This window comes from Microbacterium oleivorans (assembly GCF_001644225.1).
GTDB lineage: Bacteria > Actinomycetota > Actinomycetes > Actinomycetales > Microbacteriaceae > Microbacterium > Microbacterium gawkjiense.
In genome coordinates, this window is the sequence record NZ_LSTV01000003.1 from 264,352 (window position 1) to 287,125 (window position 22,774).

23 protein-coding genes are annotated in these 22,774 nt (G+C 70.7%); 15 read left to right on the top strand and 8 right to left on the bottom strand.

Annotated features, from left to right (window positions below):
• Positions 1–33 precede the first annotated feature (33 nt).
• Complete coding sequence (locus tag AYL44_RS10055; RefSeq protein WP_064003256.1) at positions 34–2,133, bottom strand: S9 family peptidase; 2,100 nt, start codon at positions 2,131–2,133, stop codon at positions 34–36.
• A 185-nt stretch (positions 2,134–2,318) separates the two neighbouring features.
• Between AYL44_RS10055 and AYL44_RS10060 the strand changes: the two genes are divergently transcribed.
• The 7 genes from AYL44_RS10060 (at position 2,319) to AYL44_RS10090 (ending at position 8,303) form a co-directional block, all read left to right on the top strand.
• Positions 2,319–3,572 carry an inorganic phosphate transporter gene (locus tag AYL44_RS10060; RefSeq protein ID WP_064003148.1) on the top strand — a complete coding sequence of 418 codons (1,254 nt, stop codon included), beginning with the start codon at positions 2,319–2,321 and terminating at the stop codon, positions 3,570–3,572.
• The gene (locus AYL44_RS10065) at positions 3,569–3,904 is read left to right on the top strand and encodes a hypothetical protein (RefSeq protein WP_064003149.1); all 336 of its coding nucleotides are present in this window, start codon (positions 3,569–3,571) and stop codon (positions 3,902–3,904) included. The genes AYL44_RS10060 and AYL44_RS10065 overlap by 4 nt, the downstream gene beginning before the upstream one ends.
• 37 nt (positions 3,905–3,941) lie before the next feature.
• Positions 3,942–4,844, top strand: a complete 903-nt coding sequence (locus AYL44_RS10070; RefSeq protein WP_064003150.1) for a phosphodiesterase — start codon at positions 3,942–3,944, stop codon at positions 4,842–4,844.
• A 42-nt stretch (positions 4,845–4,886) separates the two neighbouring features.
• Positions 4,887–5,276, top strand: a complete 390-nt coding sequence (locus AYL44_RS10075; protein WP_064003151.1) for a MerR family transcriptional regulator — start codon at positions 4,887–4,889, stop codon at positions 5,274–5,276.
• Complete coding sequence (locus AYL44_RS10080) at positions 5,273–6,256, top strand: aldo/keto reductase (protein ID WP_064003152.1); 984 nt, start codon at positions 5,273–5,275, stop codon at positions 6,254–6,256. Before AYL44_RS10075 ends, AYL44_RS10080 begins: the two co-directional genes overlap by 4 nt.
• A 65-nt stretch (positions 6,257–6,321) precedes the next feature.
• Positions 6,322–7,779, top strand: a complete 1,458-nt coding sequence (locus AYL44_RS10085) for an aspartate ammonia-lyase (protein ID WP_064003153.1) — start codon at positions 6,322–6,324, stop codon at positions 7,777–7,779.
• A gap of 80 nt (positions 7,780–7,859) precedes the next feature.
• Positions 7,860–8,303, top strand: coding sequence for a DUF4190 domain-containing protein (locus tag AYL44_RS10090; protein ID WP_064003154.1), 444 nt, complete (start codon positions 7,860–7,862; stop codon positions 8,301–8,303).
• A gap of 63 nt (positions 8,304–8,366) precedes the next feature.
• Here AYL44_RS10090 and AYL44_RS10095 read toward each other — a convergent pair whose 3' ends face one another.
• The gene (locus AYL44_RS10095) at positions 8,367–9,236 is read right to left on the bottom strand and encodes a fumarylacetoacetate hydrolase family protein (protein WP_064003155.1); all 870 of its coding nucleotides are present in this window, start codon (positions 9,234–9,236) and stop codon (positions 8,367–8,369) included.
• A 64-nt stretch (positions 9,237–9,300) separates the two neighbouring features.
• Between AYL44_RS10095 and AYL44_RS10100 the strand changes: the two genes are divergently transcribed.
• The 4 genes from AYL44_RS10100 to rpsO all read left to right on the top strand — a co-directional run bounded on the left by AYL44_RS10100 (position 9,301) and on the right by rpsO (position 12,087).
• A complete protein-coding gene (locus tag AYL44_RS10100; protein WP_064003156.1) occupies positions 9,301–10,458 on the top strand; it encodes a PrsW family intramembrane metalloprotease in 1,158 nt (385 codons plus the stop codon).
• A 221-nt stretch (positions 10,459–10,679) separates the two neighbouring features.
• Positions 10,680–11,243, top strand: a complete 564-nt coding sequence (locus AYL44_RS10105; protein ID WP_064003157.1) for a YceI family protein — start codon at positions 10,680–10,682, stop codon at positions 11,241–11,243.
• Positions 11,244–11,283: 40 nt separating this feature from the next.
• On the top strand, positions 11,284–11,652 hold the full coding sequence (locus tag AYL44_RS10110; RefSeq protein WP_064003158.1) for an FKBP-type peptidyl-prolyl cis-trans isomerase: 369 nt from the start codon (positions 11,284–11,286) through the stop codon (positions 11,650–11,652).
• A 165-nt stretch (positions 11,653–11,817) separates the two neighbouring features.
• Positions 11,818–12,087, top strand: coding sequence for a 30S ribosomal protein S15 (gene rpsO, locus AYL44_RS10115; protein WP_018187174.1), 270 nt, complete (start codon positions 11,818–11,820; stop codon positions 12,085–12,087).
• Between the two features lie 82 nt (positions 12,088–12,169).
• Here the strand turns inward: rpsO and AYL44_RS10120 are convergent, their stop codons facing one another.
• Positions 12,170–13,180, bottom strand: coding sequence for an isopenicillin N synthase family dioxygenase (locus tag AYL44_RS10120; protein ID WP_064003159.1), 1,011 nt, complete (start codon positions 13,178–13,180; stop codon positions 12,170–12,172).
• A gap of 59 nt (positions 13,181–13,239) precedes the next feature.
• Positions 13,240–13,749, bottom strand: a complete 510-nt coding sequence (locus tag AYL44_RS10125; protein WP_064003160.1) for an Lrp/AsnC family transcriptional regulator — start codon at positions 13,747–13,749, stop codon at positions 13,240–13,242.
• Positions 13,750–13,868: 119 nt separating this feature from the next.
• On the opposite strand from AYL44_RS10125, the gene ald reads away from it, so the two are divergent.
• On the top strand, positions 13,869–14,966 hold the full coding sequence (gene ald, locus AYL44_RS10130) for an alanine dehydrogenase (protein ID WP_064003257.1): 1,098 nt from the start codon (positions 13,869–13,871) through the stop codon (positions 14,964–14,966).
• Positions 14,967–14,972: 6 nt separating this feature from the next.
• On the opposite strand, the gene AYL44_RS10135 is transcribed toward ald, so the two are convergent.
• Positions 14,973–16,094, bottom strand: a complete 1,122-nt coding sequence (locus AYL44_RS10135) for an acyltransferase family protein (RefSeq protein WP_064003161.1) — start codon at positions 16,092–16,094, stop codon at positions 14,973–14,975.
• Positions 16,095–16,242: 148 nt separating this feature from the next.
• Between AYL44_RS10135 and AYL44_RS10140 the strand changes: the two genes are divergently transcribed.
• Positions 16,243–17,439 carry an LLM class flavin-dependent oxidoreductase gene (locus tag AYL44_RS10140; protein ID WP_157532635.1) on the top strand — a complete coding sequence of 399 codons (1,197 nt, stop codon included), beginning with the start codon at positions 16,243–16,245 and terminating at the stop codon, positions 17,437–17,439.
• A complete protein-coding gene (locus AYL44_RS10145) occupies positions 17,436–18,080 on the top strand; it encodes an FMN reductase (protein ID WP_064003163.1) in 645 nt (214 codons plus the stop codon). Before AYL44_RS10140 ends, AYL44_RS10145 begins: the two co-directional genes overlap by 4 nt.
• 5 nt (positions 18,081–18,085) lie before the next feature.
• Here AYL44_RS10145 and AYL44_RS10150 read toward each other — a convergent pair whose 3' ends face one another.
• Positions 18,086–18,682 (bottom strand): DedA family protein, encoded by a 597-nt coding sequence (locus AYL44_RS10150; RefSeq protein WP_064003164.1) that lies wholly within the window; start codon positions 18,680–18,682, stop codon positions 18,086–18,088.
• A 150-nt stretch (positions 18,683–18,832) separates the two neighbouring features.
• Between AYL44_RS10150 and AYL44_RS10155 the strand changes: the two genes are divergently transcribed.
• On the top strand, positions 18,833–20,785 hold the full coding sequence (locus tag AYL44_RS10155) for a glycosyltransferase (RefSeq protein WP_064003165.1): 1,953 nt from the start codon (positions 18,833–18,835) through the stop codon (positions 20,783–20,785).
• Positions 20,786–20,795: 10 nt separating this feature from the next.
• Here AYL44_RS10155 and AYL44_RS10160 read toward each other — a convergent pair whose 3' ends face one another.
• The gene (locus AYL44_RS10160; RefSeq protein WP_064003166.1) at positions 20,796–21,476 is read right to left on the bottom strand and encodes a response regulator; all 681 of its coding nucleotides are present in this window, start codon (positions 21,474–21,476) and stop codon (positions 20,796–20,798) included.
• A complete protein-coding gene (locus AYL44_RS10165) occupies positions 21,473–22,738 on the bottom strand; it encodes a sensor histidine kinase (RefSeq protein ID WP_064003167.1) in 1,266 nt (421 codons plus the stop codon). The genes AYL44_RS10160 and AYL44_RS10165 overlap by 4 nt, the downstream gene beginning before the upstream one ends.
• Positions 22,739–22,774 lie beyond the last annotated feature (36 nt).

Consider the following 22,774-nt stretch of genomic DNA (forward strand, 5'->3'; position numbering starts at 1 on the left):
GGGGCATCGTACCCACGGCCCCGCTTACAAGTGTCAGTCCGCGTCGGCCAGTCCCAGGACGTCGAGGAGCCAGGCGAGCTCGAACGCGCGCTCGCGCCACGAGTTGTACCGTCCGCTGACACCACCGTGCCCCGCCACCATCTCGCACTTGAGCAACGCGTCGGCACCGACCTCGCGCAGGCGCGCGACCCACTTGGCGGGCTCGACGTAGAGCACCCGGGTGTCGTTGAGCGAGGTGACGGCGAGGATGCGGGGGTACCGGACGCCCTCCTGCACGTTCTCGTAGGGGGTGTACGACTTCATGTAGGCGTAGACATCCGCGTCGTGCAGGGGGTCGCCCCACTCGTCCCACTCGATCACGGTGAGGGGCAGTGACGGGTCGAGGATCGTCGTCAGCGCGTCGACGAACGGGACGCCGGCGAGGACGCCCGCGAACAGGTCGGGGGCGAGGTTCGCCACGGCGCCCATGAGCAGACCGCCGGCGGAGCCGCCCTCCGCGACCAGGCGATCGGGGGAGGTGTACCCCTCGGCGACGAGGTGACGGCCGACGGCGACGAAGTCCGTGAAGGTGTTCCGCTTGTGCAGCAGCTTGCCCTCCTCGTACCACTGGCGCCCCATCTCGCCACCGCCGCGGACGTGGGCGATCGCGAAGATCACGCCACGGTCCAGCATCGACAGGCGGGCGACCGAGAATCCGGGCTCGATGGAGTGCTCGTACGAGCCGTACCCGTAGAGGTGCAGAGGTCGGGGCGCTGCTCCCGGTTCGCCGAACGACCGTTTCCACACGAGAGAAACGGGGACGCGCGTGCCGTCGTCGGCGGTCGCCCAGACCCTTTCCTGACCGTAGTCGGCCGGGTCGTACCCGCCGAGGACCGGCTGGCTCTTGCGCCGCAGGAGCTCGCCCGTCGCCACGACGTAGTCGTACACCGTGCCGGGCGTCACGAACGAGGCGTAACCGAGACGGATGACAGGGGGCGCCCACTCCGACGATCCGCTCGCCCCGGCGGCGTACAGCGGCTCGTCGAAGGCGATCTCGGTGACCTCATCGGTGGCGTAGTCGAGGATGCCGACGCGCGCGAGGCCCTCGCGGCGGTACTCGACGACCGCCCAGTCGCGGTAGGCGGACGCGTCGAGCAACCGCCGACCCGGCTGGTGCGGCAGCACGACGTGCCGCTGCCCGGTGGGGTCGGATGCCGCCACCCGCACCAGCTCGAAGTCCAACGCGCCGTCGTTGTGGAGGATGTAGAGCACGTCCTCCCCGTCGACCACTGCGTGGGTCAGCGAGTACTCGACGCCCTCGCGGCGCGGCCACACCGATCGGGGCTCCGCCGTGAGGTCGTCGGCCGGGACGAGGAACTCCTCCGAGGTGATGGAGGACCCCACCCCGATGACGAGGAAGCGGTCGCTGCGCGTGAAGCCGGCGCCGACCCAGTACCGCTCGTCGGGTTCGGTGAAGATGACGCGGTCGGATGCGGCATCCGTCCCCACTTCGTGCAGCCAGACGGTGTCGGGTCGCCAGGCGTCGTCGACGGTCGTGTAGACGACGTGACGGCCGTCGGGGGAGAAGACCGCGCCGGAGAAGGTGTTCTCGATGACGTCGGCGAGGTCGTCGCCGGTCACCAGGTCGCGGATGCGGAGGGTGTAGCGCTCGTCACCGGCGACGTCGACGGCGTAGAGCATCCGGGTGCCGTCGTTCGAGACGTCGAGGCTGCCGAGCGAGAAGAAGTCGTGGCCCTCGGCCTCGACGTTGCCGTCCAGGAGCACCTGCTCGCCGGGGACGTCGGTGTCGGGCGAGAGCACGGGCGGCGTCCAGTCCGCGACGTCCTCAATGGGGGCGCGGCAGTTGATGCCGTACTGCTTGCCCTCGACGGTGCGGCCGTAGTACCACCACTGCCCGCGGCGCGAGGGGACGGAGAGGTCGGTTTCGAGCGTGCGGCCCTTGATCTCCTCGAAGATCCGCTCGCGGAGGCCGGCGAGGTGCGCCGTACGGCTGTCGGTGTAGTCGTTCTCCGCCTCGAGGTGGCCGATGACGGTCTCGTCGTCTTTCGCGCGCAGCCACTCGTAGGGGTCCGAGACGTCGTCTCCGTGGTGCGTGCGGGTGAACGGGCGGCGGTCGGCGACGGGCGGTGTCACGGCTTCGGAGGTCACCCGACCACGCTAACCGACCCTCGCGGGCGCGCGCGGGTTATGCCATGGCGGATCGTGTGCGAGGATTTCCCAGGCCCGATTGAACCCCTGGTGACGTCTGGGTGAACTTTTCGTTCGCAACGCCGATCGCCGCGGCACCCGTTCCCCCGATTCCCGACGGAAAGCGAACTGTGGAGACCGCAGCACTCATCGTCGTCCTGGTCATCGCACTGGCACTCTTCTTCGACTTCACCAACGGCTTCCACGACACGGCGAACGCGATGGCGACACCCATCGCGACGGGCGCACTCAAGCCCAAGGTCGCGGTACTCCTGGCCGCCATCCTCAACCTCGTCGGCGCATTCCTGTCGACCGAGGTCGCCAAGACGATCTCGGGCGGCATGATCCGCGAGGATCAGCTCTCGCCCTCGATCTTCCCCGCGATCATCTTCGCGGGGTTGATCGGCGCCATCACGTGGAACATGCTCACCTGGCTGCTCGGCCTTCCCTCGAGCTCCTCGCACGCACTCTTCGGCGGCCTCATCGGGGCGACGATCGTCGGCGCGTCCGTCAGCGCGATCAACGTCGGTGTCGTCCTGTCCAAGGTCGTGCTCCCCGCCCTCATCGCCCCCCTCACGGCCGGCATCATCGCCTTCGCCGCCACGAAGATCGCCTACGCCGTCACCCGCCGCTACGACAACAAGCCGGACGGCCGCGACGGCTTCCGCTGGGGTCAGATCTTCACGTCGTCGCTCGTCGCCCTCGCGCACGGCACCAACGACGCGCAGAAGACGATGGGCGTCATCACCCTCGCCCTCATCACGGTCGGCTGGCAGACGCAGTCCGAGCCCGAGCTCTGGGTCATCTTCGCCTGCGCGTTCACGATCGCTCTCGGCACGTACATGGGCGGGTGGCGCATCATCCGCACGCTCGGCAAGGGCCTCACCGACGTCAAGCCCGCGCAGGGCTTCTCGGCGGAGGCATCCACCGCGTCGACGATCCTCGCCTCGAGCGCGCTCGGCTTCGCCCTGTCGACGACGCAGGTGGCCTCGGGGTCCGTGATCGGCTCGGGCCTCGGTCGTCGTGGGTCGAGCGTGCGCTGGCGCACCGTCGGGCGCATCACGGTCGGGTGGGTCCTCACCCTTCCGGCCGCCGGCATCGTCGGCGCACTGGCCGCCCTCCTCATCGTCGGACTCGAGAACCTCTTCGGCGAGGGACCGGGTGAGCTGATCGGCGTCATCATCGGCGCCGTCGTGGCCGTCGCCGTCGTGCTCGCGATCTTCCTGCGGTCCCGACGCAACGAGGTCACCGCGGCGAACGCGATGAGCAGCGAGGTGGCCGACTCGGGTGCCGCCGTCGATCTCACGGAGGAGCCGCCCCCCACACGCCGTCAGCAGCGCGTCGCGCAGTCCGCTGCCGCATCCGACGAGGAGGGAACCCGATGAGCGTCGACGTCAACTGGCTCGCCTTCGTCCAGGTCTTCATCGCGGCGCTCCTCGCCGCCGCGACGGTGGTCGCTTTCTACGCGATCGGTCTGCGTCTGCTCGTTCGGGCGGGACGGGTGCCGGTGGTCATCCCGGCCACCTTCACCGATGCGCTGACCGTGATGACGCCCAAGGAGCAGAAGCGCGCCGCCAAGGCCGCGAAGAAGGCCGCCAAGAAGAACCCGCTGAGCCCGGCGCAGAAGCGCGTCGCCCTCGTCGGCGCCTACGCCGCATTCGCTGTCTGCGGCCTGGTCGTACTGGGCGGGCTCCTGCTCATCCTCTTCAACCACTGATCGCCGCGCGTCCGGGGGCGTCAATAGGCTGGGCGGCATGCAGCCCGTCTCCTTCGGCCGCCATGCGCCCGCCGTCCGCACGATCGTCCACCTGAGCGACACCCATCTGCTCGCCGGCGATCGCCCGCTCGGCGGCGCCTACGACGCCACGGGCGGTGTGACGGCGGCCCTCGCGGCCGTCGAGCGCACCGGCATCCGCCCCGACGCGATCGTCGTGACGGGCGACCTCACCGACCTGGGGGAGCCCGCCGCCTACCGCCGGCTGCGCGAGCTCGTGGAACCGATGGCCGCGCAGCTGGACGCGCCTGTCGTGTGGGTCGCGGGCAACCACGACGAGCGACCCGCCCTGCGAGAGGGGCTCTTCGACGAGCCGGGCTCCCAAGCGCCGCTCACCGCGGTCCACGATCTCGGCGGGCTGCGGCTGGTCGTCCTCGACTCCACCGTCCCCGGCTGGCACCACGGGCTCGTCGATGCGGCGCAGCGCGAGTGGCTCCGCGAGGTGCTCGCCGAACCGGCGCCGCTCGGCACGCTGCTCGCGTTGCACCATCCGCCGATCCCGAGCCACATCCCGTTCTTCGACATCCTCGAGCTGCGCGAGCAGGACGAGCTGGCGGCCGTGCTCGCCGGCACCGACGTGCGCGGCATCCTGGCCGGTCACCTGCATTACTCGACCTCGGGCACCTTCGCCGGCATCCCCGTGAGCGTCGCCTCGGCGACCTGCTACACGATGAACCTGCAGCGACCGGCGACCGAGGTGAACGGGATGGATGCCGGACAGTCCTTCCACCTCGTCCACGTCTACGACGACACGATCACGCACACGGTCGTCCCCGTGGTCGAGGCGCCGACGGGGGACTACTTCTCGGCCGAGTGGGTGGAGCGGATGGCCGCCCTCACGCCGGACGAGCGCCTCGAGGCCTTCTCCCGCAAGCCCGCCTGAGGCTCTTGACTTCGAGCGCACTCGAAGTCCTACCGTGAGGGCATGTCCCTCCTCTCCACCTCTGCCGGCGCCTCCATCGCCGAAGCGGCGGACGCGACCGGCGTCAGCGCGCACACCCTCCGCTACTACGAGCGTGCGGGCCTGATGCTGCATCCCGTGGACCGGACGTCCTCGACCCACCGGCGCTACTCGGACGCGGACCTCGTCTGGATCCGCTTCCTCGCGCGGCTCCGCTGGACCGGGATGCCGATCGCCACCATGCGTCGCTACACCGAGCTCGTGCGCGAGGGGGACGCGACGATCGCGGAACGGCGTCGACTGCTCGTCGAGCACCGGGAGGTCGTCCGCCGCCGGCTCGAAGAGGTCACGCTGAGTCTCGCCGCCATCGACCACAAGATCGACATCTACGACAAGGAGATCACCGCATCATGAAGACCACCGCACTCGGCCAGAACGGTCCCCGGGTCGGCCGCATCGGCCTCGGACTCATGGGGATCAGCGCCTTCTACACCGGCGCGGGGCAGGACGACGCCGGCGGTGCCCGGACGATCCTCGGCGCCCTGGACCGCGGCGTCACCCTCCTCGACACGGCGGAGATGTACGGGCCGTACACGAACGAGGAGCTGCTGGGTCGCACCCTCGCCGAGGCCGGCCGCCGCGACGAGGTCGTCATCGCGACCAAGTTCGGGACCATCCGCCACACCGACGGCGACCAGCCGGGCATCGACGGCAGTCCCGACAACGTCCGGATCGCCGTCGAGGGGTCGCTCCGCCGGCTGCAGACCGATCGCATCGACCTGTACTACCAGCACCGCATGGATCCGTCCGTCCCGATCGAAGACACGGTCGGTGTGCTGGCCGACCTCGTCCGGGAGGGCAAGATCGGAGGATACGGGCTGTCCGAGGCATCCGTCGCCACCATCCGACGCGCTCACGCGGTGCACCCGGTGACCGCCGTGCAGACCGAGTACTCGCTCTGGACCCGCGATCCCGAGGCCGAGCTGCTGCCCGCGCTGCGCGAGCTCGGCATCGGGTTCGTGCCGTACTCGCCGCTCGGTCGCGGCTTCCTGACGGGTCGGATCCGTTCGGTCGACCAGCTCGACGAGAACGACTTCCGTCGTAACAACCCGCGGTTCGAGGACGAGGCGCTCGCCGCCAACCTGCGGATCGTGGACGTCATCGAAGGCGTCGCGGGAGAGGTGGACGCGACCCCCGCTCAGGTCGCGCTCGCCTGGCTTCTCGCGCAGGGCGAGGACATCGTGCCCATCCCAGGGACGCGCAAGCTCGAGCGCGTCGACGAGAACGTCGGCGCCACCGAGCTCGCGCTCACGGACGACCAGCTGCGCCGGCTGAGCGAGGTCGGGCCGGCGGTCGGCGACCGCTACGCCGACATGTCGAGCGTCAACCGCTGAGGTCTGCGGGGTGCGGGGATAGGCTCGTCCCATCCCCGCACCCTGTGACCCACAAGGACACCGCAATGGCACCTGACGCGATGACGCGTACCGAGACCGACTCCCTGGGATCGATGGAGATCCCCGCCGACGCCTACTGGGGCATCCACACCGCGAGAGCGCTCGAGAACTTCCCGATCTCGATGCGTCCCATCTCCGTCTACCGCGACCTCGTCGTCGCCCTCGCGATGGTCAAGCAGGCCTCCGCGCGCGCCAACAAGGAGATCGGCGTGCTCGAGGCATCCCGCGCCGACCTCATCGACCGTGCGGCGCAGCGCGTCATCGACGGCGAGTTCCACGACCAGTTCGTCGTGGGCGTCATCCAGGGCGGCGCCGGCACCTCGACCAACATGAACGCGAACGAGGTCATCACCAACATCGCGCTCGAGATGGCCGGCCGTGAGAAAGGCGACTACGCGTTCCTCTCGCCGATCGACCACACGAACCGCAGTCAGTCGACGAACGACGTCTACCCGACGGCGATCAAGGTCGGCCTCGGCCTCGACCTGCAGTCCCTCCTCGAGGAGCTCGACCTGCTGCGGCAGGCCTTCCTGAAGAAGGCCGACGAGTTCCACGACGTGCTCAAGGTCGGCCGCACCCAGTTGCAGGATGCCGTGCCCATGACGCTCGGGCAGGAGTTCCACGGCTTCGCGACGACGCTGGGGGAGGACTACCACCGGCTCCGCGAGAACGCGTACCTGCTCTACGAGATCAACATGGGTGCGACGGCCATCGGCACCGGTATCACGACGCACCCCGACTACTCCGGCTCGGTGCTCCGCCACCTGCGCGAGATCAGCGGTCTCGACCTCGAGACCGCCGAGGACCTCGTGGAGTCGACGAGCGACACCGGCGCGTTCATGTCGTTCTCGTCGTCGCTCAAGCGCAACGCCATCAAGCTCTCGAAGATCAGCAACGACCTGCGGCTCCTCTCGAGCGGCCCGCAGGCGGGCTTCGGCGAGATCAACCTCCCGCCCCGACAGGCCGGCTCGAGCATCATGCCCGGCAAGGTGAACCCGGTCATCCCCGAGGTCGTCAACCAGGTCGCCTTCGCCGTCGCGGGCGCCGACCTGACGGTGACGATGGCCGTCGAGGGCGGGCAGCTGCAGCTGAACGCGTTCGAGCCGGTAATCGCGCACTCGATCTTCCAGTCGATCACCTGGATGCGTCGCGGTATGCGCACGCTGCGGGTCAACTGCGTCGACGGCATCACGGCCAACCGCGAACGCCTCGGGACGATGGTCGGGTCGTCGGTCGGCGTCATCACGGCACTGACGCCCTTCATCGGCTACACCGCCGCCGCGGCCCTGGCCAAGACTGCGCTGCTCACCAAGCGGAACGTCGGCGACCTCGTCGTCGAGGCCGGCCTGATGTCGCGCGACGAGGTGGACAAGCAGCTGTCGCCGGCACGCCTGTCGGGGCTGCAGGCGGTCACGCGGGCCATCCCCGTTATCACGAAACCCGGTGACGTAGAGCAGCACTGATTGCCGGTTGTCTGGGAGAACGGTGAACGCTAGCGTCGGGGTCGTAATCCCGGCCGATGACCGACCAGAAGGACACTCCCATGACTGATCCCAACCAGCCGAACTCCCAGAACGTCCCCCCGGCACCGCCGGCCTACGAAGCGCCCGCCTACAGCAACGCGCCGCAGTACAACGCCGCCCCCTCGGGCGGATCGACCCCCGGCCGCACCATGGCGATCGTCGCGCTGATCCTCGCCATCATCCCCGGCACCCAGGTGATCGGTCTCATCCTCGGCATCGTGGCTCTCGTGCAGAGCCGCAAGGCCGGCGCGAAGAACGGTTTGGCGATCGCGGCGATCATCGTGAGTGTCGTGCTGCTGATCATCGGGATCATCGTCATCATCGCCCTCGTCTCCTTCGCCGCGAGCGTCGGAGGCGATCTGATGACACAGGTCAACGCCTGCCTGGAGGACCCGACCGGGTCGGTCACGTACCAGGGGATGACCTACACCTGCCAGGAGCTGCTGGAGCAGTCCGGCTACTGATCCGAGATTCGGAACGACGAGAGCCCTGGATGCGCGGCATCCGGGGCTCTTCGTCGTTGCGGGTCAGTCGGTGATCCGGCAGAACGTCGTCAGCTCACCGATGCCGTCGATGCCGACCGTGACCGTCGAACGGTCGCGGAGGAAGATCTGCGGATCGCGGGAGTAGCCCGCGCCACCGGGGGAGCCGGTCGAGATGAGGGTGCCGGGGAGCAGGGTCGCCGACCGCGAAAGGTAGGAGACGAGCTTGGCGACGGGGTGGATCATCTGGCCCGTCGAGGCATCCTGCACCGTCTGCCCGTCGACGACGGCCCAGATGTGCAGATCCTGCGGGTCGGGGATCTCGTCCGCAGTCACGACGAAGGGGCCCGTCGGGGTGAAGCCGTCGAATGACTTGCACCGCGACCACTGCGCCTCGGAGAACTGGATGTCGCGGGCCGTGATGTCGTTGACGACCGTGTAGCCCCAGACGTGGTCGAGTGCGTCCTCGAGCGCGACGTCGCGGGCCGCTGGGCCGATCACGACACCGAGCTCGGCCTCGTAGTCGACCGACTGACTCAGCGAACGTGGCCAGGTGGTCGTCTGGCGGTGCCCGCCCAGGGAGCCCGGCCACAGCGTGAAGATGGTCGGAGCGGCGTCCGCCTTCAGTCCCAGCTCGCTCGAGTGCGCGGCGTAGTTCAACCCGACGGCGATCGTGACGGGCGTGTCGAGGATCGCGGACGCGAACACGGGGGAGCCCAGCGGCATCCACTCGACCTCGAGGTCGGCGGCCGCGTCCCGGACGCGGGCGAGGAGGGCGTCACCTCCTTCGATGAGCCGCTGCAGGCGCGAGGGTGCACCGTCGAAGAGGCGCGACACCACCGTCGCGCGATCCTCCTCGACCAGGACCAGCTGCGGCTCGTCGACTCCGTCGGGGACAACGTGGGCGAAGCGCATGGTCCCAGGCTATCGTCCCCGTGCGCGGCGGCGGCTCGTGCGCGCCCGCCCCTAGGCTGAGCGCATGTCGTTCCCGTCGCCGCTCGCGCAGCCGACCCATTCGATGCCGGCGACGCCCCCGCCGGCTCCGCCGCGCCCGGACCTGCCCGTGCCCACGCCGGGAGCCGGGCGGACGATCCTCTGGATCGTGGGCATCGTGCTCGTCGTCGTGGCGCTCGGCCTCGCGGCCTACTTCCTGACCTTCCTCGGCCCCGTCGCCGCGGTCGTCGCGGGGGTCCTGGCGCTCGTCCCGCTCGCGCTCGTCCTGGTCGCGGTCCGGATCATCGACCGCTGGGAGCCGGAGCCCCGCGGCCTGGTGGTCTTCGCGCTCGCGTGGGGGGCGGTGGCATCCGTCGCCCTCACCCTCGCGGTCGACCTCGTCATCGGTCTCGTCGTCCCGCAGGTGCCGGAGACGTTGTCGGCCGTCGTGCAGGCGCCGATCGTGGAGGAGCTCGCCAAGGGCGCGGGGGTGCTGCTCGTCTTCGTCGCCGCGCGCCGCGCCTTCGACGGACCGGTGGACGGTGTCGTCTACGGCGCCCTCGTCGGGGCGGGGTTCGCCTTCACGGAGAACATCCTCTACTTCGCCGACAGCCTCATCACCGAGGGTGTCGAGAGCGCCGCCTACACGTTCTTCCTCCGTGGGGTCCTGTCGCCGTTCGCGCACGTGATGTTCACGGCAGTGACGGGGTACGCGCTCGGCCGGGCCGCGCGGATCGGGCTCCGCGGCTCCGCGGCGACACCGCGGTGGCTCCTCGGAATCGTCGGGGCCATCGCTCTGCACGCCCTCTGGAACGGTTCCGCCGTGTTCGCCGACTTCTTCGCCCTCTACACGACACTCCAGGTGCCGCTGTTCGTGCTGTTCATCGTCGGTGTCGTCCTGCTGCGACGCGAGGAGGCGCGGTTGACCCGCGCGCGACTCGGCGACTACGCCGCGGCGGGGTGGTTCTCGCCCGGCGAGGTCGACATGCTGGCAACCCGCGCCGGTCGCGCGCGTGCGGTCGCCTGGGCGCGGACACTGCCGGGGGATCGGTCCGCGGCGATGCGGCGTTTCATCGCCGAGGCGACGTCGCTGGCCGCCGCGCGGCAGCGCGTCGTGACCGGCCGCGACCCTGCGGCCGCCGCCGACGAGCGCGTCTACCTCGAGCGCGCCACGCGGGCCCGCGGCGACGTCCTCGCCCGCTGAGGGGGACTGCCGGGGAAAGACTCAGCGCCCGGTGCCGCGGCGATGCCTGCGAGTCTTCCGGGCGCTGAGTTGGCCTGAAAAAATGATCCCGCGCACTCCCGACGCTGTCAAGACCCCCGCCCGCGGCGGGGTTTTTATATTCATGGGAATAGGATCGGATGCGGCGACGTTTCGCTCTCACGACCGCCGGATCTCTCCGGACCCCCAGACGAAGGACCACCATGACCGACTCCACCGCGACCCTCGACATCCCCGGCTACAAGGCGGGGACCTGGATCCTCGACGCCTCGCACAGCGAGGTCGGCTTCAGCGTCCGCCACATGATGATCTCGAAGGTCCGTGGCCACTTCAACGTCAAGGAGGCGACCCTCGTCGCCCCCGAGAACCCGCTTGAGGCCACCCTCGAGGCGAAGGTCGACGCGGCATCGCTCGACACCAAGGACGAGGGCCGCGACGGCCACCTTCGCAGCGCCGACTTCTTCGACGTCGAGACCTACCCCGAGATCACCTTCACGTCGACCGGTGTGCGCGTCGAGGGCGGCGACTTCCTCGTCGACGGCGACCTCACGATCAAGGACGTCACCAAGCCCGTCACCTTCGAGGTCGACTTCGGTGGCTTCGGCACCGACCCGTGGGGCAACTACAAGGCGGGTGCGACGGCGAAGACCGTCATCAACCGCGAGGACTTCGGTCTGACCTGGAACGCGGCGCTCGAGACCGGCGGCGTGCTCGTCGGCAAGGACGTCACCATCGAGCTCGACCTCCAGGGTTCCGTCCAGGCCTGACGGCTTTGACCACGGAGAGCGCCTCGGGTTGGATGGACTCATGACTGCAGACCGCACCAAGCCCGAGATCGACGCGCCTCAGGGTCCCGCACCCGCTGACCTGGTCGTCCGCGACCTGATCGAGGGGGACGGTGCCGAGGCGAAGCCCGGCGACACCGTCACTGTCCACTACGTGGGTGTCGAGTACCTCTCCGGCGAGGAGTTCGACTCGTCCTGGAACCGCGGCGAGAGCATCCAGTTCCCGCTCCGCGGCCTGATCCAGGGATGGCAGGACGGGATCCCGGGGATGAAGGTGGGCGGCCGGCGTGAACTCGTCATCCCTCCGCACCTCGCGTACGGTCCCGCCGGTGGACACTTCCTCGGTGGTAAGACGCTGATCTTCATCATCGATCTGCTCGACGTCGCCTGATCCGACGATCGACGAGGGCCCGTTCGCTTTGGCGAGCGGGCCCTCGGTCGTTCGAGGTCGTCCCGTCCTGTAGACTCCTGTGGTTGCCGTTCGATCGGCCGCGGATAAAGAGAGCCCACGCATCAGGCGTCGGGCGCCGCGCAACGAAGAGGAAGGGGATCACCTATGGCACTGGAAGCAGACGTCAAGAAGGCGATCATCGAAGAGTACGCGACGCACCCCGGTGACACCGGATCCCCCGAGGTGCAGGTCGCGATGCTGACGCAGCGCATCAAGGACCTCACCGAGCACCTCAAGGAGCACAAGCACGACCACCACTCGCGTCGTGGGCTGTTCCTGCTCGTCGGTCAGCGCCGCCGTCTCCTGGGCTACCTCCAGGACGTCGACATCAACCGTTACCGCTCGCTCATCGAGCGCCTCGGCCTCCGTCGATAAGGCACCGCACCCAGCGTTCAATCGCGCAAAACATTCTTGAGAAGGCCGCCCCACGGTGTGGGGCGGCCTTCGTCGTTCCGGATCAGGCCCGCGCGGCGACGAGGTCGGGATGCCAGATCGCGGCGACGTCCGGGTGCGCCCGCAGCCGCGACTTGAGCGCGTTCTCGCCGTGCAGCCCGTGGATGGGGTTGCGGGGGTCCTGCGACACCCCGCGCGCCTGCGCGGCCAGGTCGGCCGGGAGATCGATCGCGGGTAGCTCGGCGTCGAGTGACGGATTGAAGAAGAACGGGACCGAGATGCGGTCCTCGGGTGCCCGGGGCGAGACGACGCGATGGTTGGTCGCGGTGAGGTATCCGCCGGTGGCGTGTTCGAGCAGTTCGCCGATGTTGACGACGAAGGATCCCGGAACGGCGGGTGCGTCGATCCATTCGCCGTCGCGCTCGACCTGCAGGCCGCCCTTGCCGGGCTCGACCCACAGCAGCGTGACGACACCCGCATCCTTGTGCGCACCGACGCCCTGCTGGGGCTCGGGCGCCGTGGACCCCGGGTAGCGGACGATCTTGAGCAGGGTCTGCGCCTCGCCGAAGTGGTCGTCGAAGTAGGTCGCGGGTGCGCCGAGGGCCTCGGCCCACGCGCGCAGGAGCGTCCGGGCGACGTCCGACAGGATCGTCGTCCACTCCTCGGCGATCCCGCGGAGTTCGGGCTGGGCGCTCGGCCACAGGTTCGGTCCGACGAGCGCGGCGTAGGCGGGGGCGTCCGGGTCGGTCACCGCCGGGCGCTCCGGTCCGATGTCGATCTGCTCGCGCCAGTCCACGAGGCCCTGCGTGCGCTCGCCGCCGATCCGCGTGTAGCCGCGGAAGTGCGGGCTCTTCACGTTCTCGATCTCGAGCTTCGCCTCGTCGGGCAGCGCGAAGAAGGTGCGCGCGGCGCGGTGGAGGCGGGCCTCGAGTTCGGGGGAGACGCCCGTGCCGGTGAGGTAGAAGAACCCGACCTCGTGGGTGACCCGGCGCAGTTCGGCACGGAACGCGTCGGCCGCCTCGGGCCCCTGATCGAGCAGTGAGAGGTCGAGGACGGGGAGGCTCTGAGCGGACATGGTCCGAGGATAAGCAGGCCGCCCCGGCGTGCCGCCCAATGTTGCGGGTCGTTACCGGCTCAGTGGAACGGGGCGGCGACGCGATTGCGGTGGTAGTCGAAGATGATGCTCGTCCGGGTGTTCGCGACGCTGCGCTGCGCGGAGAGGTGCTCGACGACGAAGGCCCGCACCTCGCTGGAGTCCGCGACGGCGATGTGGATGAGGAAGTCGTCCGACCCGCCGAGAAAGAACATCTGGATGACCTGGGGGAGGCCGCGCACCTCGTGGGCGAACTCCGTGATGCTCTCGTGGCGCGAGCCGGGTCGCAGCGTCACGTGCACCATCGCCTGGAGTCCCGCACCGACGACCCGCTGGTCGACGCTCGCGTGGAAGCCGGTGAGGACCCCGCGCTCCACCAGCGCGCGGGTGCGGGCGTGCGCGGTCGACGGTGCCACCCCGATGCGGGCGGCGAGCTCCGCGTTCGTGAGCCGCGCATCGGCGGCGAGGGCGTCGACGATCGAACGATCGACCTCGTCGAGGTCGACGGCGGGCCGAAGATCCTTCGCCCGGTCGTGCGAAGTGGCCGTCATCCTGTCCCCTTCTCCCGTTTTCAGACCATCTTCACCGAAGGATGTTCCGTTGTCACACGTTCGACACGAATCATCTGCAGGATGAATCCACATCACTCGCCGACGAGGAGCGTGCCGCCATGCGCATCGGGGTCCCCACAGAGATCAAGAACAACGAGAACCGGGTGGCGATCACCCCCGCCGGTGTCGACGCCCTCGTCTCCCGCGGGCATGAGGTCCTCGTGCAGTCCGGTGCCGGCGCGGGCTCCCGCCTCCCCGATGACGCCTTCGCAGCGGCCGGTGCGACGATCACGCCCGACGCCGAATCGACCTGGGGCGACGCCGAGCTCGTGGTGAAGGTCAAGGAGCCCATCGCCGCCGAGTACGGTCACCTCCGGGGCGACCTCACCCTCTTCGCCTACCTCCACCTGGCCGCGGACCGACCGCTCACCGACGCGCTCATCGCGGCGGGCACCACCGCCGTGGCGTACGAGACCGTGCAGGCCGCGGATCGGTCGCTGCCCCTCCTGTCGCCCATGAGCGAGGTCGCCGGCCGGATCTCCATCACCGTCGGCGCGCACACGCTCATGAGCGCCGCAGGCGGCCGCGGCACCCTCCTGGGCGGGGTCGCCGGGACGCCGAAGGCCAAGGTCGTCGTCATCGGCGGCGGGGTGGCCGGCGAGCACGCGGCGGCGAACGCCCTCGGGATGGGTGCGGACGTCACCGTCATCGACGTCTCGCTGCCGCGGCTTCGCGAGCTCGAGAAGCGGTACGCGGGACTGCACACCCGTGCCTCCAGTCGCTACGAGATCGCGGAGCAGGTGGCATCCGCTGATCTCGTCATCGGATCGGTCCTCATCCCCGGCGCGGCGGCGCCGAAGCTCGTCACGCTCGACATGGTAGCGGGCATGAAGGCGGGCGCGGTCCTCGTCGACATCGCGATCGACCAGGGCGGCTGCTTCGAGGGGTCGCGTCCGACCACGCACGACGACCCGACGTTCGCCGTCCACGACGCGGTCTACTACTGCGTCGCGAACATGCCCGGCGCGGTGCCCGAGACCTCCACGCGCGCCCTCACGAACGCGACGCTGCCCTACGTGACGGCGCTCGCCGACAAGGGGTGGGATGCCGCATCGGCGGCCGATCCCGCGCTGGCCAAGGGACTGAACGTGCGAGCGGGGCGGGTCGTCAACGAGGGCGTCGCCGCGGCCTTCGGTCTGTCTTTCGCCCCCGCCTGACTCCTCTCAGGCCTTCGACGTCCCGCTCGGCGCGCCCGGCCGCCGCGACCCCGTCGGGTCGTTGCGCCGTCCGTCGCTCCGAGTGAGGTCGGGGTCGGCGAACAGCCATCCGGGGCGCGGTTCGATCAGCGGGCGGAAGACGCGGCGGACCGGTCGGGACGCCAGGAGCACCGTGATCGCCACCGACAGGAGGGCGACGAGCGGCAGCCACAGCCACGTCGGATCGAGTCCGCGCAGCACCCCCGACTCCCGGAACGGGTAGAGCGCGAAGGAGTGCAGGAGGTAGACGTACATCGTGTACCGGCCGATCGCGGTCCAGCGGTACTGGCCGCGGGGGATGAGCGCGAAGAACGAGACGCTGAGCACGAGCGCGAGGGCCATGAGCAGCAGTCGCACGCCGCCCGCCCACCACTGCCATCCGACGAGGTCGACGTAGTTCTCCTCGTAGAAGAGCCACTGACTGAGGTTCATCTCCTTCAGCGGGCCGACGAACGCCCAGGCGCACACGCCCGCGGCGACGAGGATCGCCGCGGCGGCCAGGCGCAACGACAGTCTCCGTCGCTGCAGCAGCCCGTGGCGTTCGAGGATGCGGTGATGGCTGAGCCACCATCCCAGGGTGAAGAACGGCAGCAGCCCGAGCGTGCGCGAGAGCGACAGCGTCGCGTCCACGTTGGGGAAGTAGCCCACCGTGATCGAGACGACGAGCGTCCAGAGCAGCGGCATCCGGAGCAGTGCGAGGTACGGCAGCACGAGCCGGAAGATGGCGAGGGCGAGCAGGAACCAGAGGGTCCACGACGGCTGGGTGAGGTTCGGGTTCGCCTGGCCCTCGACGAGGAACTTCGTCAGTGTCCACAGGCCCTCGAAGATCACGTACGGCACGACGATGTCGGTGAGCAGGCGGGTCATCCGCCGTCTGCTGGGCGGGTCGGAGCGCGAGAAGTAGCCCGAGATGAGCGCGAACGCCGGCATGTGGAACGCGTAGATCAGGAAGTAGAGACTCTGCGCGATGTCCGAGTCGTACGTCAGTCGCTGAATGGCGTGCCCGAGGACGACGAGGAGGATGCAGGCGGCCCGGGCGTTGTCCCAGATCGGGATGCGGCGGGTGCGGCCCGCGGCGGCGGTACTCATCCGGGCCAGAGTACCCGCGGGAATAACGTGGACACCACGGCGTTGACACCGGTATATTCACTTGCATGAATCGGGCGCGATCCGTCCGGGAATCGAGAGGGACACCGTGAGCGACACCAACAGCACCACCACCACGACCTGGCCCGGGGTGCAGTTCGGCATCTTCACCGTCACCGACATCACGCAGGACCCCACCACGGGTCACACGCCGAGCGAGCGAGAGCGCATCGCCGCGACCGTCGAGATCGCCAAGCACGCCGAGGAGGTCGGCCTCGACGTCTTCGCCATCGGCGAGCACCACAACCCGCCGTTCTGGTCGTCCTCGCCGACGACGACGCTCGCGTACATCGCCGCGCAGACCGAGCGCCTCATCCTCTCGACCTCGACGACGCTCATCACGACGAACGACCCCGTGAAGATCGCCGAGGACTATGCGATGCTGCAGCACCTGTCGGGCGGCCGCATGGACCTCATGCTCGGGCGCGGCAACACCGGTCCCGTCTACCCCTGGTTCGGCAAGGACATCCGTCAGGGCGTGCCGCTCGCGATCGAGAACTACGCCCTGCTCCACAAGCTGTGGCGTGAGGACGTCGTCGACTTCGAGGGCAAGTTCCGCACGCCGCTGCAGGGCTTCACCTCGACGCCGCGGCCGCTCGACGGCGTGCCGCCCTTCGTGTGGCACGGCTCGATCCGCACGCCCGAGATCGCCGAGCAGGCCGCGTACTACGGCGACGGCTTCTTCGCGAACAACATCTTCTGGCCCGCCGAGCACTACCAGCGCCTCATCGGCCTCTACCGTCAGCGCTGGGAGCACTACGGCCACGGGGCTCCCGAGACGGCGATCGTCGGCATCGGCGGTCAGGCGTTCATGGCGAAGAACTCGCAGGATGCCGTCGCGCAGTTCCGCCCGTACTTCGACAACGCCCCCGTCTACGGCCACGGCCCGTCGATGGAGGACTTCACCGAGATGACGCCGCTCACCGTCGGTTCGCCGCAGCAGGTGATCGACCGATACGCAGGCATGCGCGACCTGTTCGGCGATTTCCAGCGACAGCTCTTCCTCGTCGACCACGCGGGGCTTCCGTTGAAGACCGTGCTCGAGCAGCTCGACTTCCTCGGCGGCGAGGTCGTGCCGGTGCTCCGCAAGGAGCTGGCGAAGGATCGGCCGGCGATCGTCCCCGATGCCCCCACCCACGCGGCGCGGGTGGCCGCCACGTACGGTGACGGTCCGGTCCGTGAGGCCCGCCCGCGCGCGAACCGCGGCGACAACCTCTCCGGCCCGAGCCCGTACCAGGACACCCCGGCTCCCGTCGGCGCCGCGTTCGGTCTGGGCGGTGCACGATGACCGCCCGTCGCATCGCGGTCGTCTCGGCGGGGCTCTCGAACCCGTCGTCGACGCGGATGCTCGCCGACAAGCTGGCGACCGCCGTGCTCGCGGACCTGCGGGAGCGGGGGGTGGAGGCATCCGTCGACACCTTCGAGCTCCGCGAGTACGCGCACGACATCACGAACAACCTGCTCACCGGGTTCGCCCCGCCCGCCCTCGAGACGATGATCAACACGGTCGTGTCGGCCGACGCGCTCATCGTCGTCACGCCGATCTTCTCGACGAGCTACTCGGGCCTGTTCAAGTCGTTCATCGACGTGCTCGATCCCGACGCGCTGCAGGGCAAGCCCGTCCTCATCGGGGCGAACGCGGGCACGGCGCGGCACTCGCTCGCGATCGACTACGCGATCCGTCCGCTGTTCGCCTACCTGCACGCCGAGGCGGTCTCGACCGGTGTGTTCGCCGCGTCCTCGGACTGGGGCGCCCGCGCCGACGACGTCTCGCCGCTGTCGGCTCGCATCGAGCGCGGCGCACGGGAGCTGGCGGATGCCGTGACGCGGCGCCCGGCCGGCGAGACGCTCGACCCGTTCGACCCAGAGTCCTACCTCGGCAAGGGCGGCTCGTTCGGTCACCTGCTCGGCGGTCTCACGGGGGAGTGACCCCGTCAGCGTGAGCGGCGGCCCGTCCAGCGGGCCGCCGCCGCGTCGATCGTCACGCCCAGGGTGATCGCAACGGCGATGGAGACGACGACGGCCAGCGCGGGGCTCCCCGGCAGGAGACCGCCGACCGCGGCACCCACGACCGCCTGGTAGAGCGCCCAGGCGGTCGCCGCGACCGCGACCATGCCCAGGTACCGGGCCGCGGGCACCCTCGTCGCTCCCGCGGTGAGGTTGACCGCGAGCCGCGCGAAGGGGATGAACCGCGCCGTGAACACCACCGTCGCCGTCCCGCGCGACAGGCGGGCTCCCGCCCACTCGAACGCGGCACGGATGCGGCGGTGCCGCATCCATCGCCACCGCTCCACGCCGGCGAACCGCCCCACGCCGTAGCAGAGCGCGTCGCCGCAGAAGGCGGCGACGGCGGCCACCCCGACGACGGCGGCGAGCGGGGGCGTCCCGGTGGCGGCTGCGAGCGCTCCCGCCGCGGTGACGGCCACTTCGCCCGGGACGACGACGAGGACGGCGTCGGCGAGGACGAGGGCGAAGAGCGCCGGCAGCGCCCACGGGCCCGCCGCGACGCTCGTCAACAGGTCGGCGAACACGGCGCCTGTGTAGCAGGCGGGGGTGAACGACGCGCGAACGGGGGACGGCGCGGAACCGGTCGGTGGACGCGCGGGGAGGGGTGGATGAACACTCCGCGATCCGGGCCTTCCGCGCTGTGTCAGGGCTCCGCCGCCCGTCACCCTGGTGCTGTGAGAGTCGCGGTCGTCACCGAGTCCTTCCTCCCGCACATTAACGGGGTCACCGGATCCGTCCTGCAGATCCGGGACCACCTCGAGCGACGCGGGCACGACGTGTTCGTCATCGCGCCCGCCGCCGGACGCCGGGAGCTCGGGATGCCGGGCCGCGCCGTGCCGTCCGTCCCGCTGCCGCGGTACCCCGCCGTCCGTCTCGCCGTGCCGCCGGTCGCCTCGCTCGCCCGCGACCTCGCCCGCTTCGACGCCGACGTGGTCCACCTCGCCTCGCCGTTCCTGCTCGGGTGGCAGGGGCTCCTCGCCGCGGAGGCGCGCCGGCTGCCGAGCGTCGCCGTGTACCAGACCGACGTCGTGTCGTACGCGGGACGGTACGGACTCCCGCAGGGGGCCGCCCTGGCCGAGGCGCACGTGCGCCGGCTGCACCGCCGAGCGACGCTCACCCTCGCCCCCTCCGCGTCGGCGCGCGCGCAGCTCGAGGGGTTCGGCGTGGACCGCGTCGCGCTGTGGGGGCGCGGCGTCGACGGCGCGCGGTTCACGCCGAGCCGGCGCGATGAGCGGTGGCGGCGAAGCGTCGCCCCCGGCGAGGTGATCGTCGGGTACGTGGGGAGGCTCGCTCCCGAGAAGCAGGTGGACGACCTCGCCGCGCTGCGGGGGATCCCCGGCATCCGTCTCGTCATCGTCGGGGACGGGCCCGCGCGACCGGTCCTCGAGCAGCTCCTGCCGGACGCGGTCTTCCTCGGCCACCTCGACGGCGACGTGCTGGCGACCGCGCTCGCGTCGTTCGACGTCTTCGTCCACCCCGGCGAGAGCGAGACTTTCGGCCAGACGATCCAGGAGGCGCAGGCCAGCGGCGTCCCGGTCGTGGCGACGGGGACCGGGGGTCCCGTCGACCTCGTCCGCAGCAGCGTCGACGGGTGGCTCTACCGCCCGGGCGACGCGGACGACCTGCGCGCGCGGGTCGCCGACCTCGCCGGCGACGACGCGAAGCGCCGCGCCTTCGCCCGTGCTGCCCGCGACGCGGTGTCGGGACGCACCTGGGAGGCGCTCGCGGACCGCCTCGTCGAGCATTACGACCGTGCTGCGATGCTGCACCGGACGGATGCCGGGCGCAGGGCCCTCGCGTGGCCCCGCCCGGACGTCGCCGCCCCCGGTGCCGCGGGCGGGCGCTCCTGGTCCCGGTACGTCGCGCTGGGGGACTCGATCACCGAGGGGCTGTGCGATGCGTCCCGCATGCCGCGGGGGGCGTTCCGCGGATGGGCCGACCGGCTCGCGCACCTGCTGGCGCTGAGCGGCGGGGAGCGTCGTCCATTCCGCTACGCGAACCTGGCCGTCCGCAGTCGGCGCGTCGCGCACCTCGTCGACGAGCAGCTGCCCCGCTGTCTCGAGATGCGCCCCGACCTGGTGTCGGTGCTGATCGGCGCCAACGACCTCACGCAGGTGCGGTGCGACCCGGTCGCGCTGGCCGCGCAGGTGGAGGATGCCGTGACCCGCCTCCGCGACGCGGGGTGCGACGTGCTGCTGGCGACGGTCTTCCTCCCGGACAGGTGGGCGGCGGGCGTGTTCACCCGACGCTTCGCCGTCTACAACGCGCACCTGCGCCGGGCGGCCGCGCGCACCGGCGCGATCCTCCTCGACCTCGCGGCCCTCCCCGAGCTGTCGCGCGTCGAGCTCTGGGCCGACGACAAGGTGCACCTGCGCTCGCGGGGGCATCGCTTCGTCGCCTATCGCGCCGCCGAGGCGCTCGGCATGCCCGACGCCGAGGCGCTCGCCGGTCTCGACGAGGCCTTCCACGTCGACGAGGAGCCCCCGACCGGCTCGTGGCTGCGCCGCGACGCGCTGCCGTGGGTCTGGCGCCGGCTGCGGGGCCGGACGGCCGGGGACGGGCTGACGGCGAAGGTCCCCGACTACGTCCTCGTCGGCCGGCCCGGTGGGCGGGCCGGCGTGCGCTGAGCGGCGCCGCTCACTGCTTCCAGCGGTACTCCGTCTCGGGGCGACCCGGGGTCCCGTACCGCTGCACCCGCTCGACCCGGCCCGCCTCGGCGAGGTGCTCCAGGTATCGCCGCGCGGCGACTCGCGACATCCCGAGCCGGTCCGCCGCCTCCCGTGCCGACGCCGGCCCCGTCCGCAGTAGCCCGCTCACGCGGCCGAGGGTCTCGGGCGACAGCCCCTTCGGCAGCGTCGGCGCGGGCGCGGTGCGTAGGGTCCCGAGCATCGCGTCGATCTCGGCCTGCGTCGCCGCGCCCGCCGTCTGCGACACCTGGTCGCGGAAGCGGCGGTACTGCTGCATCCGATCCTGGAAGTCGCCGAACGTGAAGGGTTTAACGAGGTACTGCACCGCGCCGAGGGTGATCGCCTGCCGCACCACCTCCGCATCGCGGACCGACGTGATCGCGATGACGTCGACCGTCCCGGCGCGGGCGCGCAGGTGGCGGAGGACATCGAGGCCCGACCCGTCAGGCATCGTCATGTCGAGCAGGACGAGGTCGATGTCGGCGGCGCGGGGACTGTCGAGCAGGGCGGCGACGGCGGCGCGGGCGCCCGTGCACTCGGCGACCACCTCGAAGCCGTCCAGCCGCTCGACGTAGTGCCGGTGGAGCTCGAGGGTGAGGGCGTCGTCGTCGACGACCAGGACGCCGATCATCCGTTCCTCCGGGGGAGGATGACGCGGAACGTCGTCGGGTCGGATGCCACCGAGATCGTGCCCTCGGCCTCCTCCACGATCGAGCGCACGAGGGCGAGGCCCACGCCCCGGCCGAGCTCGCCCGCGGGTTTCGTCGAGAAGCCGTGCGCGAAGATGCGGTCCGCGATCTCGGCCGGGATGCCGTCCCCGCTGTCGGCGACCTCGACGGCGAGCTCGTCCTCCGCGGTGCGGGTCATGCGCACATGCACCCACCGCGGCGCGGCGCCCGACGCCGCGGCATCCAGCGCGTTGTCGATGAGGTTCCCGACGACCGACACCGCGTCGACGGGGGAGAGCACCGATCGCGGCGCGTCGGCGTCGATGCGCGCGCGCCACTCGACACCGCGTTCGGCGGCCTGCGACGCCTTTCCGAGCAGCAGGGCGCCCACCGTCGGGTCGCCCTCGCGGCGGGCCGCGACCTGGTCGACGAGCAACTGGCTCTGCCGGGCGTCCTCCGAGAGGATCTCGATCGCCTCGCTCGTGCGACCCAGTTCGAGCAGGGCGATGGCCGTGTGCAGCCGGTTGCCGTGCTCGTGCGTCTGCGCCCGGAGCGCCTCGCCGAGGGTGCGCATGGACTCGTACGACGAGACGGCGTCGCGTACGGCGCCGGCGGGGAGGTCGCCGGTCACCCGCCGGGTCGCCCGCCGCGCGAAGATCGCTCCGGCGAGCCCCGCCGCGGCGAGGACCACCGCGATGCCGACCGCCACCAGCACGCGCGGGCCGAGCGTCTCGGCGATCGAGCCGATCGTGACGCCCACCGACACGCGACCCACGACCTCGCCGTCCGAGTCGACCGGCACGATCGTCCGGACGGACGGCCCGAGGGTCCCGGTGAACTCCTCCGTGAGGGTCGCGGTGCCATCGGGGATGGTCCCGAGGTAGCGCTCGCCGATCCGGGCGGGATCAGGATGGGTGATCCGGATGCCGGAGGGGTCCATCACGGTCACGAAGTCGACGTCGGCGTCGGCGATGATCGCCTCGATCTCGGGCTGCAGGACGCGCGAGGCCGTGTCACGGTCCCCCTGCGCGAGGGCGTCGACGACGCCGCCGCTGTCGGCGATCGTCTCCGCCACCGCCCGCGTCACCCGTTCGGCCTCCGCGCGGACGGCGCGCTGCCCCTCCCAGAGCAGGATCCCGGCGATCGCGAGGGACAGGACGACGACGGCAGCCGAGACGGCGACGAAGACACGGGATGCCGCACTCGTCGGCCGGGGTCGCGCCACCCTGCACTCCTCTCCCGTTCTGCGAACAATACGACC